Source organism: Pseudomonas sp. B21-009 (genome assembly GCF_024749345.1).
Taxonomy (GTDB): domain Bacteria; phylum Pseudomonadota; class Gammaproteobacteria; order Pseudomonadales; family Pseudomonadaceae; genus Aquipseudomonas.
Map to the genome: position 1 here is coordinate 1,645,939 of NZ_CP087199.1, position 12,827 is coordinate 1,658,765.

Genomic DNA, 12,827 nt, shown 5'->3' on the forward strand with positions numbered 1-12,827 from the left:
AAGAGGCGGCATCATTGTCTACGGGTAATTTGGATTTCGAACAGTTCCGGGTCTTCCTGGAAAAAGCCTGTGGCATCCTGCTGGGCGAAAATAAGCAATACCTGGTCTCCAGCCGTCTCAACAAGCTGATGGAACAGCAGGGCATCAAGTCCCTGGGCGAACTGGTGCAGCGTATCCAGAGCCAGCCGCGCAGCGGTTTGCGCGAGCAGGTGGTCGATGCCATGACCACCAACGAAACCCTCTGGTTTCGCGACACCTATCCGTTCGAAGTGCTGAAGAACAAGGTTTTGCCCGAGCAGATCAAGGCCAACCCCGGCCAGCGCCTGCGCATCTGGTCGGCTGCCTGTTCGTCGGGTCAGGAGCCGTACTCGATCTCCATGGCCATCGACGAGTTCGAGCGCAGCAACATCGGCCAGTTGAAGATGGGTGCGCAGATCGTCGCCACCGACCTCTCCGGCTCGATGCTGACCAATTGCAAGACCGGTGAGTACGACAGCCTGGCGATTGCCCGCGGCCTGTCCCAGGAGCGCCTGCAGCGCTACTTCGACGTCAAGGGGCCGGGGCGCTGGGCGGTCAAGGCGCCGATCCGCAGCCGTGTCGAGTTCCGCTCGTTCAACCTGCTGGACAGTTATGCGAGCCTGGGCAAGTTCGACATCGTGTTCTGTCGCAACGTGCTGATCTACTTCTCGGCCCAGGTCAAGAAGGACATCCTGCTGCGCATTCACGGCACGCTCAAGCCGGGAGGCTACCTGTTCCTGGGTGCTTCTGAAGCGCTCAACGGTTTGCCGGATCACTACCAGATGGTCCAGTGCAGCCCGGGGATCATCTACCAGGCCAAGTAGGCTTTAGCGGCAAGCTTCAAGCGGCAAGAAAGAGAGCCGCTCGCGCGCCGCCTGGCTTTTTCTTGCCGCTTGAAGCTTGCCGCTTGCCGCTCTTTTGCCACTTTTCTGGCATTGCCGCTGGCGGCAAACTCCTCAAAGCCCCGTATTTACGGGGTTTTGTTTTTTGGCATGGCTCTTGCTCTGACACAGTCAACGAAAAACCTTCGAAGGTTTCCACGACATGAGCATCAGCTTCGACAAAGCGCTCGGCATCCACGAAAAGGCATTGGGCTTTCGCGCCCAGCGTGCCGAGGTGCTGGCCAACAACATCGCCAACGCCGACACGCCAAACTACAAGGCGCGCGACATGGACTTCGCTTCGGTGCTGGCGGCGCAGGCCGAGCAGACCAGCAAGGGCCATTTCGCACTGGATCGTACCAACGCCCGGCACATCGAGGCCGAAGGCCTGAGCATGGGCGACGAGACCTTGCAGTACCGCACGCCGATGCAGCCGTCGATCGACCAGAACACCGTCGATGCCCAGCTCGAGCAATCGAGCTATGCGGAAAACGCCGTGGGTTTCCAGGCCAGCTTCACGCTGCTCAACAGTAAATTCAAAGGGCTGGTATCGGCCCTGCGCGGAGAGTAAGTCATGTCCCTCGCCAGTGTCTTCAACATTGCCGGTAGCGGCATGAGCGCCCAGACCACGCGTCTGAATACCGTCGCTTCGAACATCGCCAACGCCGAGACCGTCTCGTCGAGCATCGACCAGACCTACCGCGCCCGTCACCCGGTATTCGCCACCACCTTCCAGCAGGCCCAGGCCGGCGTCAGCCAGTCGCTGTTTCAGGACCAGGACGCTGCCGGCCAGGGCGTGCAGGTGCTCGGCGTGGTCGAGGACCAGAGCAACCTTGAGGCGCGCTACGAGCCGAACCATCCGGCGGCGAACAAGGACGGCTACGTCTACTACCCGAACGTCAACGTGGTGGAAGAGATGGCTGACATGATCTCCGCCAGCCGCTCGTTCCAGACCAACGCCGAGCTGATGAACACGGCCAAATCCATGATGCAGAAGGTCCTGACCCTGGGTCAGTGATAAAGGACTAAGCCAATGGCAAGTGTTAATGACCCAACAGCCGGCGTAAGCCTGAACGACGTCATCAAGGCGTCGGGCAAGAAAAACAGCGAAACCAGCGCCAACAGCGCCGCCGGTATCGCCTCGGCCACCAACAGCAAGACCGGCGCCAACAAGCAGGCACTGGGCAAGGACGCGTTCCTGCAGTTGCTGGTGACCCAGATGCAGCACCAGAACCCGCTCGATCCGCAGGACAACAGCGAATTCGTGGCCCAGCTGGCGCAGTTCAGCAGCCTGGAAGGCATCACCTCGCTGAACGAGTCGGTGACCGCGATTTCCGGCAACTACAAGTCCTCGCAGGCACTGCAGGCCTCGTCGCTGGTCGGTCGCTCGGTGATCGCCCAGACCGACAAGGCCGTGGTCGACACCACCAAGAGCTTCAACGGTTCGGTGGTGGTCCCGCAGGCGCTCAGCAATGCCACCGTCACCATTACCGACAAGGATGGCAAGCTGGTCAAGACCATCGACATGGGGGCGCAGAAGGCTGGCAATGCCGCTTTCGTCTGGGACGGTACCAACGACAAGGGCGAGAAAGTCGACCCGGGTACCTACACCTTTGCCGCCAAGACCACCGTCGAAGGCAAGCAGCTGGACATGTACACCATGCTGCCGGCCACCGTCAGCAGCGTCACCATCAGTCAGACTGGCGGCGAGATGATGCTCAATCTCGCCGGCCTGGGCAGTATTGCCCTGTCCAAAGTCCAAACCATCGGTATATAGAGCCGGCTAACGCGGCACAAGGAGTGAAAGATGTCATTCAATATCGGCCTTAGCGGTCTCTATGCAGCCAACAAGCAACTGGACGTGACCGGCAACAACATCGCCAACGTCGCCACCACCGGTTTCAAATCGTCGCGCGCAGAATTCGCCGACGTCTACTCGGCCAACAAGCTCGGCGTCGGTACCAACAACATCGGTAACGGTGTGCGCCTGGCCGCGGTATCGCAGCAGTTCACCAATGGCGATATCACCAACACCGGCAACGTGCTGGACATGGGTATCCAGGGTCAGGGCTTCTTCGTGCTGAGCGACAACGGTGCGCTCAGCTACACCCGTGCCGGTGCCTTCCAGACCAACAAGGACAACTATGTCGTCACTGCTGACGGCCTGCGCCTGCGCGGCTACGGCGTTGATGAAAACGGCAAGATCATCAATGGCGTGCTGACCGACCTTAAGATCGACACCTCGGCGCTGGCGCCAAAGAGCACCACCGCGATCGATCAGGGCCTGAACCTGAACTCGTCGGACAAGGTCATTCCGGCGACCACCACCTTCAGCCCGACCGACGAAAACAGCTGGAACAAGACCTTCGCCACCAAGATCTACGACAGCCAGGGTAACGAGCACGTCATGGATCAGTACTACGTCAAGACCGGGACCAATACCTGGAAGTCGTACACCCTGATCGATGGCCGCAACCCGCTGAACCCTGCCGAAGAGCCGCCAAAGGCGCTGGAAGGCACCATCGTGTTCAACTCCGACGGTAGCGTCAAGAGCATGACTGCCGGCGCTGCGGGCTCGGGCTACGAAGTGGTCAACAAGGTCTTCAAGCTGACCGGCTGGATTCCTGCCGAGGTGACCAACGCCAGTGCCAAGCCACCGGTCTGGGGTTCCAACGGTTCGGCTGCCAATGCTGGCGGTATCGCCATCGACATGACCGACACCACCTCGTACAACACCCCGACCACGCGCCTGTCGCAAAGCCAGGACGGTTACGCTACCGGTATCCTGTCGAGCCTGAGCATCGACTCCAGCGGCGTGATGTTCGCAAGCTTCAGCAACCAGCAGTCGCGCGCCATCGGCCAGGTCGCGATTGCCAGTTTCGCCAACGAGCAAGGCCTGCAGCCTATGGGTGGTACTCGCTGGACCGAAACCTACTCCTCGGGTATCCCGGGTATCGATGCACCGAAAACCGGTACCCTGGGCGCCATCGCTTCCAACTCGCTGGAGGCGTCCAACGTCAACCTGACCAACGAGCTGGTCGAGCTGATCAAGGCGCAGAGCAACTACCAGGCTAACGCCAAGACCATCTCGACCCAGAGCACCATCATGCAGACCATCATCCAGATGGCCTGATGCGGGTGTAAGGTAGTTGGTATAAACAGACCCCTTTCTCGGAAGGGGTCTTGTATTTCGGGGGTATCGATCATGTTGCAGCGATGGCTGCTGGCGCTGTTTGCCGTGCTGTTGATGAGCCAGGTCTGGGCCGATGCCGCGCCCTGGTATCGCTGGGAAAGCCAGGTCACCGGGCGCCTGGTGTGCGCGCAGTTTTCCCCGGGCGAGGGCTGGAAGCGTTTTGCCGGTCCTTTCAATAACGCGGCCTGCCGCGAGTACTAAGCTTGCCGCTAGCGGCAAACCGGCGCCGTAATTTCGACGGCGCTTTCTCCATGCGAGTCTTCGCGCAGCGCTGAAACCCTTGTTCTATTGGGCTTTTGGGTCTTTTGCAAAAGTTGGTTTGAAACTTGCTACAGGCACTGCAGAGCAGCGGCGGACGGCAAGTGTTCGCCAGCGCAGCGGAGGATGACTGTGGACAAGATGCTATACGTGGCCATGACCGGCGCCAGCCAGAATGCGCTGGCGCAAAAGGCCCATGCCAACAACCTGGCGAACATTTCTACCAGCGGTTTTCAGCGCGACCTGGAGCAGGCGCGTTCGATGCCGGTGTTTGGTGACAGCTTTCCGGCGCGGGCCTACGCCATGACCGAGCGCCCGGCCACCGATTTCAGCCCGGGCTCGATGCAAGAGACCGGCCGTGACCTGGACATCGCCATCGGCGGCGACGGCTTCATCGCCGTGCAGGCCCCGGATGGCAGTGAAGCCTATGTGCGCACCGCCAGCCTCAACATCGACGGCCTGGGTGTGCTGCGCGCCGGCAACGGCATGCCGGTGATGGGCAATGGCGGGCCGATTGCCGTGCCGCCAGAGCAGAAGGTCGAGATCGGCCAGGATGGCACCATCAGCATCCGCGCCATGGGCGAAGGCCCGCGGGTCATGGCCGAGGTCGACCGCATCAAGCTGGTCAATCCGGACCTCAAGACCATGACCAAGGGCCTGGACGGCATGATCCACACCAAGAGCGGCCAGCCCGCGCCTGCCGACGCCAACGTCCAGGTGGTTTCCGGTTTCCTGGAGTCAAGCAACGTCAATGCGGTCGAGGAAATGACCTCGGTGCTGGCGCTGTCCCGTCAATTCGAACTGCACATCAAGATGATGACCACGGCCAAGGAAGGCGACGAAGCCATGGCTCGGGTTTTGCAGATCGGCTAATTACACAGACGTAGCGCCGTAAAACAGGCGCGCGAGGAGAACAGCATGCTTCCGGCTCTTTGGGTCAGTAAAACCGGTTTGTCCGCCCAGGACACCAACCTGACGACCATTTCCAACAACCTGGCCAACGTCTCGACCACCGGCTTCAAACGTGATCGCGCCGAGTTTCAGGACCTGCTCTACCAGATCAAGCGTCAGCCAGGCGCCCAGTCGACCCAGGACAGCGAGCTGCCGTCGGGTCTGCAAGTGGGTACCGGTGTGCGCATTGTCGGCACTCAGAAAAACTTCAGCACCGGCAGCCTGCAGACCACCGAGAACCCGCTGGACATGGCGGTAAACGGTCGTGGCTTCTTCCAGATCCTGCAGCCGGACGGCACGGTTTCGTACACCCGCGACGGTACCTTCCACCTGAACTCCGACGGCCAGATCGTCACCGCCAACGGCTTTGCCCTGGAGCCTGCGATTGTCGTGCCGCCAGAGGCGCAGACCTTCACCGTTGGCCAGGATGGCACCGTGTCGATCACCACTGCTGGCAACCCGGCGGCGCAGATCATCGGCAACATCCAGACCGCCGACTTCATCAACCCGGCCGGCCTGCAGGCCATGGGCGGCAACCTGTTCCTGGAAACCGCCGCCAGCGGCGCGCCGCAGATCGGTACCCCGGGCCTCAACGGTTTTGGCGTGATGCAGCAGCAAACCCTGGAAAACTCCAACGTCAGCACCGTTGAAGAGCTGGTCAACATGATCACCACCCAGCGGGCCTACGAAATGAACTCCAAGGTCATTTCCACCGCCGACCAGATGCTCTCGTACGTTACCCAGAACCTGTAAGTGAAGTCTTCGAGGTCGCTTGAACGGCGCCTGTTACACCGTGAGGTCAGAGTCATGAGTCGTTTGTTATCCGTGCTTGCCCTGAGTGGGATCGCCTTGCTGGCCGGCTGCGTCGCGCCGACGCCCAAGCCCAACGATCCTTACTACGCGCCGGTATTGCCGCGCACGCCATTGCCGGCGGCGGCCAACAACGGCTCGATCTACCAGGCCGGTTTCGACCAGAACCTGTACAGCGACCGCAAGGCTTTCAGGGTGGGTGACATCATCACCATTACCCTCAACGAGCGCACCCAGGCGAGCAAGAACGCCAACTCGCAGATTGCCAAGAACAGCAAGGCCGATATCGGCCTGACCTCGTTGTTTGGCGGTGGTTTGACCACCAATAATCCATTTGGTGATGGCGATCTGAGCCTCAGTGCCGGCTACAGCGGCGACCGTGCAACCAAGGGCGACAGCAAGGCGGCTCAGGGCAATACCCTGACCGGCTCGATCACTGTCACCGTGGCCGACGTGTTGCCCAACGGCATCATTGCCGTGCGCGGCGAGAAGTGGCTGACCCTCAACACCGGTGATGAGCTGGTACGTATCGCCGGGATGATCCGTGCCGATGACATCGCCACCGACAACACCGTGCCTTCTACCCGTGTTGCCGATGCGCGCATCACCTATTCGGGTACCGGCTCGTTTGCCGACGCCAGCCAGCCTGGTTGGTTTGACCGGTTCTTCATCAGCCCGCTTTGGCCTTTCTAGGTTCGGATGACCATGTTCAACTTCAAGCAGCTGATTGCCGCTACGATTCTGCTGTCTACAGCGTTCGCCGTGCAGGCCGAGCGTCTGAAGGACATCGCCAGCATTTCCGGCGTGCGCACCAACCAGCTGATCGGCTACGGCCTGGTGGTGGGGCTCAACGGCACGGGTGACCAGACCACCCAGACGCCGTTCACCCTGCAGACCTTCAACAACATGCTCTCGCAGTTCGGCATCAAGGTGCCGCCAGGCTCGGGCAACGTGCAGCTGAAAAACGTTGCCGCGGTGTCGGTGCATGCCGACCTGCCGGCGTTCGCCAAGCCGGGGCAGGTGGTGGATATCACCGTCTCCTCGATCGGCAACTCCAAGAGCCTGCGCGGCGGCAGCCTGCTGATGACTCCGCTCAAGGGTATCGATGGCAACGTCTACGCCATTGCCCAGGGCAACCTGGTGGTCGGCGGTTTCGATGCCGAAGGCCGCGACGGCTCGAAGATTACCGTCAACGTGCCGTCGGCCGGTCGCATCCCCGGTGGTGCTTCGGTCGAGCGCGCCGTGCCCAGTGGTTTCAACCAGGGCAACAGCCTGACCCTGAACCTTAATCGCCCGGACTTCACCACCGCCAAGCGCATCGTCGACAAGGTCAACGAGCTGCTCGGCCCGGGTGTGGCCCAGGCCCTGGACGGTGGTTCGGTACGGGTTACCGCGCCGCTCGATCCAAGCCAGCGGGTCGACTACCTGTCGATTCTCGAGAACCTTGAGATCGATCCGGGCCAGGCTGTGGCCAAGGTCATCATCAATTCGCGTACCGGTACCATCGTCATTGGCCAGAACGTCAAGGTGTCGCCGGCGGCGGTCACCCACGGCAGCCTGACCGTGACCATTACCGAAGACCCGATCGTCAGCCAGCCGGGGCCGTTCTCCAATGGCGAGACTGCCGTGGTGCCGCGCTCACGGGTCAATGCCGAGCAGGAAGCCAAGCCGATGTTCAAGTTCGGCCCCGGTACCACCCTGGATGAAATCGTCCGTGCGGTGAACCAGGTGGGCGCCGCGCCCGGCGACCTGATGGCGATCCTCGAAGCCCTGAAACAGGCCGGCGCCCTGCAAGCCGACCTGATCGTGATCTGAGGGGGCTGGCCATGGATATGCCTAAAAGTGCTTTCAATGCCGCCGACAGTGGTGCCTACACCGACCTCAATCGCCTGAACTCGCTGAAGGTCGGTGATCGCGACAGCGATGCCAACCTGCGCAAGGTGGCCCAGGAATTCGAGTCGCTGTTTCTCAACGAGATGCTCAAGTCGATGCGCTCGGCCAGCGATGTACTGGCCAAGGACAACCCGCTCAACACCGAGACCACCAAGCAGTACCAGCAGATGTACGACCAGCAGCTGGCGGTGAGCATGTCCCGCGAGGGCGGCGGTATCGGCCTGCAGGAAGTGCTGATGCGCCAGCTGTCCAAGCAGAAGGCCAGCGCTGCGAGCAACAACAGCCCGTTCCCGCGCGTGGATATCCAGCAGCGGCCGTTGTGGGCAAGCAAGGTCGCCGAGCCTGCGCGCAGCGAAGAAACCGCCGTCACCCGCAACGACATGGCGGCGCTCAACTCGCGGCGCCTGGCGCTGCCGGGCAAACTCACCGATCGCCTGCTGGCCGGCATCGTGCCGTCCGCCGGTGCCGTCGCTGCCACCACCAACACCGCAGCCTTGCCGCAACGCACCACGGCCATGACCGATGCCGTGGTCAAGGGTGACTGGCAGTCGGCACAGAGCTTTGCCGCGCCGGGTTCGATGCGCATTTATGGCCGCGCCGTGGCCCAGCCGCCGCTGGCGCCGGCCAAGCGCGCATTCGGCTCGTCGGATGAATTCGTTGCCACCATGCTGCCAATGGCCGAGCAGGCTGCCAAGCGCATCGGTATCGATCCACGCTACCTGGTGGCCCAGGCGGCGCTGGAAACCGGTTGGGGCAAATCGGTCATGCGCCAGGCCGATGGCAGCAGCAGTCACAACCTGTTTGGCATCAAGGCTACCGGCAACTGGCAGGGCGGCCAGGCGCGGGCGATCACCAGCGAGTTTCGTGACGGTCAGTTCGTCAAGGAGACAGCGGCGTTCCGTTCCTACGATTCCTACCAGGACAGCTTCCACGACCTGGTCAGCCTGCTACAGAACAACGCGCGCTATAAAGAAGCGGTCAAGGCTGCCGATAAACCGGAACAGTTTGTACGCGAGCTGCAGAAAGCCGGATATGCAACCGACCCGGATTACGCGAGCAAGATTTCGCAGATCGCCAAACAGATGAAATCGTACGAAAGCTACGCAGCGATTGGCACTACAACGAAACTATAAGGTTTGAACCATGGCGAGTTTGATCAACATCGGGATGTCGGGGCTCAACGCCAACCAGGCGGGCCTGCACACCACGGGTAACAACATTGCCAATGCCGATGTTGCCGGTTATTCGCGCCAGCAGAATGTGCAGCGGTCCAACGGCGCGCAGCAGGTTGGCGGTGTGTTCATCGGCACCGGCACGACCCTCTCCGATGTGCGTCGGGTGTACAACGCCTACCTTGAAAACCAGTTGCGTACCACCACCTCGCTGAGCAGCGATGCCGCCTCGTACCTGAAGCAGGTCGGGCCGATCGACCAGATGCTGTCGGGCGCCGACACGGGAATCACGGGTGCCTTGAAGAGCTTCTTCAGTGCCTTGCAGAGCGCTGCTGCCAAGCCCAATGAAGATGCCTCGCGTCAGCTGCTGCTGACCAGCGCGCAATCGCTGAGCAAGCGCTTCAACACCATCGCCAGCCAGCTCAACGAGCAGAACAGCAACATCAATGGCAACCTCGCTTCGATGGCCGACCAGGTCAACAAGCTGACGGCAACCATTGCCCAGTACAACGATCAGATCTCCAAGGTGGCGGTGGTGCAGGGCACCCCCAACGACCTGCTCGATCAACGCAACGAGGCGGTACGTCAGCTCTCCGAGCTGGTCGGTACCCAGGTGGTCGAGCGCGAAGGCAACCTCGATATCTACCTGGAAAACGGCCAGCCGCTGGTGTTGGGTAAAACCACCAACAACCTCGAGACCGCGCCGAGCAAGACCGACCCGACCCGATTTGTCGTGCAGCTCAACCGTGGCAGCACCACCATGGACGTTACCTCGAGCCTTCGCGGTGGCGAGATCGGCGGCCTGCTGCGCTATCGCAGCGAAGTGCTCGACCCGTCGCTGAACGAGCTGGGGCGCGTGGCCCTGGTCATGGCCGACCGGATCAACAGCCAGCTGGCCCAGGGTATCGACAAGAACGGCGAGTTCGGCGCGGCCCTGTTCAACAACATCAACAGCCCCGAACTGATCAGCCAGCGCAGCATTGCCCAGGCGGGCAACAGCGCAGGCTCCGGCAACCTCGATGTGACCATCAAGGACACCGGCAAGCTGAGCACCAGCGACTATCAGGTGACCTTCACCAGCGCCACGGGTTACAGCGTCAAGAAGCTGCCGGAGGGCAGCGTGGTCGGTTCCTATGATCTCAATGACGATCCGGCACCGGTCATCGACGGTTTCAGCCTCAACCTCAATGGCGGCGCGCTGCAGGCCGGTGACACCTTCAAGATCACCCCGACACGTAATGCCGCGACCAACCTGGACACCGTCCTTACCGACCCCAAGCGCCTGGCGCTGGCATCGCCGCTGACGTCTACCAGTGGTGCCGGCAACCAGGGCACCGGGATCATCGGACAGCCCAACCTGACCTCGACCCTGGACATCTACGACCCGGCCCAGCGCCTGGATCTGCAGAATGGCCTGAAGTACTCGACCCCGGTCAAGCTGGTGTTCGGTGACGAAAAGGCCAACCCGCAGACCTACAAGCTGCTCGATGCCAAGGGCGGTACCCTGGGTAGCGGCACCATTATTCCCGGTCAGGAAAACAAACTGCAGTTCTCGGTGCCGATGGTCGATTCCACCGGCGCGCCGATCAAGGATGCCAGCGGCAACCAGAAGTCCTTCACCTTCGAGATGAGCGTCTCGGGTGCACCCAAGCAGGGTGACAACTACACCATCGGCATGACCGGCTCGGGTTCGGACAACAACCGCAACGGCCAGGCGCTGATCGACCTGCAGACCAAAGGTACGGTTGAAGTCGGCGCCAACGGCAAGGGCATCAGCCTCACCGACGCCTATGGCAAGCTGGTGGAAAACGTCGGCGGCAAGACCGCCCAGGCGCAGATGGACGTCGACTCTACCGGCGCCCTGCATGAGTCGGCCCGGGGCGCGCGCGATTCGCTGTCGGGCGTACAGCTCGACGAAGAAGCCGGCAACCTGATCAAGTACCAGCAGTACTACACGGCCTCGTCGCAAATCATTAAAGCGGCGCAGGAAATTTTCTCCACGCTGATCAACGCCCTTTAAGGAGTGGTAGACCGTGCGTATTTCTACTTCCCAGTTTTACGAAACCAGCTCCGCGAACTATCAGCGCAACTTTTCCAACGTGGTCAAGACCGGCCAGCAGGCCAGCGACAACATTCGTGTGCGTACCGCTGCCGATGATCCGGTAGGGGCTGCGCGCCTGCTGCAACTGCAACAGCAGAGCAACCTGATCGACCAGTACGATGGCAACATCACCAACGTGCGCAACAGCCTGGGCACCTCCGAGTCGACCCTCAACGGCATTACCAACATCCTGGCGCGGGTCAAGGAACTGGCCATCAGCGCCGGCAGCGGTGGCTACACCGACGCCGACCGCAAGGCCGATGCCCAGGAACTGACCCAGCTCGAAGAGCAGCTCTACAGCCTGATGAACAGCCGTGACGAGAACGGCAAATACCTGTTCTCCGGCTCCCGTGGCGACACCCCGCCCTACGTGCGTAATGCCGATGGTACCTACACCTACCAGGGCGACCAGAGCACCCTGAGCCTGCAGGTCGGTGACATGCTCACCATGGCTACCAACGAGAGTGGCTACAGTGTGTTCGAACAGGCGCTGAACACCAGCCGCAGCCAGACCAAGCTGACCTCGCCGGCCGTGGATGACGGCCGTGTCAGTCTGTCCAATGGCCAGGTCTCGGGCAGCACCCAGTACAACGATCGTTTCCGTGGTGGCGAGCCGTACACCATCACCTTCACCAGCAGCACGCAGTTCAAGATCACTGACGCAGCCAACAACGACGTGACCCTGGAAGCCACCGGTGAAGGCGCCTTCGACCCGAAAAAGCCGGCCAACATCACCTTCCGTGGTGTCGAGATGCGCCTGGACATCAACCTGACGGATGCCGACAAGGCCAACCCGGACGCGGTCATCGCCGGTCACAGCTTCTCGCTAAGCTCCAAACCCGACGAAGTCAGTGGCTCGCGCAGCGCCGGCAATACCTCGTCATCGCAGATCACCGGAGCCAAGATTACCGACCAGACGGCGTACCACAATGCCTTTCCTGGCGGTGGCGCGATCATCAAGTTCACCAGTGCCTCGGCCTATGAAGTGTATGCCCAGCCAATGGGGCCGGATGCGCGCCCGGTGGCCACTGGCAACCTGACCGGTACCCCGGCGACCAAGGCCAATATTGCCGGTGTCGACTTCGACTTCTCGGCAGTGCCGGCTAGCGGCGACCAGTTCTCGGTCAAGGTCGATACCCATCAGACCCAGAATATCCTCGACACCATCTCGGAGTTTCGCAAGGCGCTTGAATTGCCGGTCGACAACAACCTGGCGGCGCGGCAGAAATACCAGGGGGCTTTGCAGTCGGCCATCGGTAACCTGGAAAGCGGCGCCAACAAGGTTGCCGAGGCGATCAGCTCGATCGGTGCCCGGGGTGCCGCCCTGGACGTCCAGGCCGATACCAACGAAAGCCTGAAGATGGCCAATACCAAGACCCAGAGTTCGATCCGCGACGCCGATCCGGCCGATGTGCTGATCCGCCTGAACCTGCAGCAGACAATGCTGCAGGCGTCGCAATTGGCGTTCACCAAGATCTCCTCGCTGAGCCTGTTCAACCGGCTCTGATACATCTTTGCGCAACATCACCGGGTGATGCCCCCTGCCGGCA

General features: G+C 61.4%; 13 protein-coding genes. All 13 read left to right on the plus strand.

Going from position 1 to position 12,827, the window contains the following annotated elements:
* The first annotated feature begins 14 nt into the window (after window positions 1–14).
* The 13 genes from cheR (at window position 15) to LOY34_RS07690 (ending at window position 12,784) form a co-directional block, all read left to right on the plus strand.
* Window positions 15–842, plus strand: coding sequence for a protein-glutamate O-methyltransferase CheR (gene cheR / locus LOY34_RS07630; RefSeq protein WP_038996410.1), 828 nt, complete (start codon window positions 15–17; stop codon window positions 840–842).
* Window positions 843–1,062: 220 nt separating this feature from the next.
* Window positions 1,063–1,470, plus strand: coding sequence for a flagellar basal body rod protein FlgB (gene flgB / locus LOY34_RS07635; RefSeq protein WP_038996408.1), 408 nt, complete (start codon window positions 1,063–1,065; stop codon window positions 1,468–1,470).
* 3 nt (window positions 1,471–1,473) lie between these two features.
* Window positions 1,474–1,917 (plus strand): flagellar basal body rod protein FlgC, encoded by a 444-nt coding sequence (gene flgC / locus LOY34_RS07640; RefSeq protein ID WP_045200230.1) that lies wholly within the window; start codon window positions 1,474–1,476, stop codon window positions 1,915–1,917.
* A 15-nt stretch (window positions 1,918–1,932) separates the two neighbouring features.
* A complete protein-coding gene (gene flgD / locus LOY34_RS07645) occupies window positions 1,933–2,676 on the plus strand; it encodes a flagellar hook assembly protein FlgD (RefSeq protein WP_045200232.1) in 744 nt (247 codons plus the stop codon).
* Between the two features lie 30 nt (window positions 2,677–2,706).
* Window positions 2,707–4,032, plus strand: a complete 1,326-nt coding sequence (gene flgE / locus LOY34_RS07650; protein ID WP_045200234.1) for a flagellar hook protein FlgE — start codon at window positions 2,707–2,709, stop codon at window positions 4,030–4,032.
* Window positions 4,033–4,104: 72 nt separating this feature from the next.
* Entirely contained in the window at window positions 4,105–4,293 is a 189-nt protein-coding gene (locus LOY34_RS07655; protein ID WP_195883366.1) for a hypothetical protein, read from the plus strand.
* A gap of 189 nt (window positions 4,294–4,482) precedes the next feature.
* Window positions 4,483–5,223: a flagellar basal body rod protein FlgF gene (locus LOY34_RS07660; RefSeq protein ID WP_045200237.1), complete on the plus strand. Its 741-nt coding sequence runs from the start codon at window positions 4,483–4,485 to the stop codon at window positions 5,221–5,223.
* A 45-nt stretch (window positions 5,224–5,268) separates the two neighbouring features.
* Window positions 5,269–6,054 (plus strand): flagellar basal-body rod protein FlgG, encoded by a 786-nt coding sequence (flgG, locus tag LOY34_RS07665; protein WP_045200246.1) that lies wholly within the window; start codon window positions 5,269–5,271, stop codon window positions 6,052–6,054.
* Between the two features lie 54 nt (window positions 6,055–6,108).
* Entirely contained in the window at window positions 6,109–6,804 is a 696-nt protein-coding gene (flgH, locus tag LOY34_RS07670; RefSeq protein ID WP_045200248.1) for a flagellar basal body L-ring protein FlgH, read from the plus strand.
* A 12-nt stretch (window positions 6,805–6,816) separates the two neighbouring features.
* On the plus strand, window positions 6,817–7,926 hold the full coding sequence (locus LOY34_RS07675; RefSeq protein ID WP_010224970.1) for a flagellar basal body P-ring protein FlgI: 1,110 nt from the start codon (window positions 6,817–6,819) through the stop codon (window positions 7,924–7,926).
* Between the two features lie 11 nt (window positions 7,927–7,937).
* Complete coding sequence (gene flgJ / locus LOY34_RS07680) at window positions 7,938–9,137, plus strand: flagellar assembly peptidoglycan hydrolase FlgJ (protein ID WP_045200250.1); 1,200 nt, start codon at window positions 7,938–7,940, stop codon at window positions 9,135–9,137.
* A gap of 10 nt (window positions 9,138–9,147) precedes the next feature.
* A complete protein-coding gene (gene flgK, locus LOY34_RS07685; RefSeq protein WP_045200252.1) occupies window positions 9,148–11,196 on the plus strand; it encodes a flagellar hook-associated protein FlgK in 2,049 nt (682 codons plus the stop codon).
* A 13-nt stretch (window positions 11,197–11,209) separates the two neighbouring features.
* Window positions 11,210–12,784 carry a flagellar hook-associated protein 3 gene (locus LOY34_RS07690; RefSeq protein ID WP_093385639.1) on the plus strand — a complete coding sequence of 525 codons (1,575 nt, stop codon included), beginning with the start codon at window positions 11,210–11,212 and terminating at the stop codon, window positions 12,782–12,784.
* Window positions 12,785–12,827 lie beyond the last annotated feature (43 nt).